Genomic DNA, 1001 nt, shown 5'->3' on the forward strand with positions numbered 1-1001 from the left:
CCCGGTTGCAGGCCGCCTTCCAGAAACAATGCCCGGTAGGCGGTCAGAAACGCTTCCGGCAACGTGGCGGCGCGGGCAAAGTCCATGCCTTCCGGCATGGTCAGGGCTTCGCGTTCATGGGTGATGATCTGTTCGGCATAGGCGCAGCCCGGTACCAGCCCCATCACCGCGTCGCCGACTTTTCGTTGTTGCACACGTTCGCCCACGGCGCTGACAACGCCGGCATATTCGAGTCCGGGGATACGGCTGCTGGTGCCAGGTGGCGCCGGGTAGCGGCCCAGCACTTGCAACAGGTCTGCACGGTTAACCCCAATGGCTTTGACCTGTACGCGGATTTCCTCCGGCCCGGGTTGCGGGTCGGGCAGGGTGTCCAGTTGCAGTTGCTTATCTTCAATACACCAGGCGCGCATGGTTGTGCTCCTATTCGCCGTATTTAGCAGTAGAAGGAAAACGTTATGACCACGTCCCCATTAATCTACCCGTTTACTGATCTGCCGCCGGCAGGCCAGCGTTTCAAGGTGGCCGATGGGGTTTACTGGCTGCGGTTTCCGCTGCCGTTCGCCCTCGACCATATCAATCTCTGGTTGCTGGAAGATAACCAGGGTTGGGTGATCGTGGATACCGGGCTGGGAGTCCGCCGCAGCCGGGAAATCTGGCAACAGCTTCTGGCCGAGCAACTGGACGGCAAGCCGGTGACCCGCATCATCGTCACCCATTACCACCCGGATCATCTCGGCATGGCCGGCTGGCTGCAGCAGCACTGCCAGGCGCCGGTGATTATGAGCCGCGGCGAGTGGCAACTGGCCACCAGTATTTGTGATGCCACCGATGCCCAGACCATTGAGCGCTTCAAGGGCTTTCTGGGCAGCCATGGGTTGAAAGGTGAAGACCTGGCGAAGGTGGCGGGCAAGGGGAACGGTTTTCGCCGGGTGGTGATGCCCTTGCCTGAGAGCCCCGAGTTGGTGGCCGAGGGTGACACGCTGACTATTAATGGGGAGCGT

General features: G+C 61.1%; 2 protein-coding genes. One reads left to right on the forward strand and one right to left on the reverse strand.

Annotated elements, in window-relative coordinates:
• On the reverse strand, positions 1-410 hold a 410-nt coding region (locus A3754_RS04575), incomplete at its 3' end, for an alcohol dehydrogenase catalytic domain-containing protein (protein WP_156496788.1).
• A 45-nt stretch (positions 411-455) separates the two neighbouring features.
• Between A3754_RS04575 and A3754_RS04580 the strand changes: the two genes are divergently transcribed.
• A partial coding sequence (locus tag A3754_RS04580; RefSeq protein ID WP_156496789.1) for an MBL fold metallo-hydrolase occupies positions 456-1001 on the forward strand: 546 nt, incomplete at its 3' end.

Source organism: Alcanivorax sp. HI0083, from assembly GCF_001635175.1.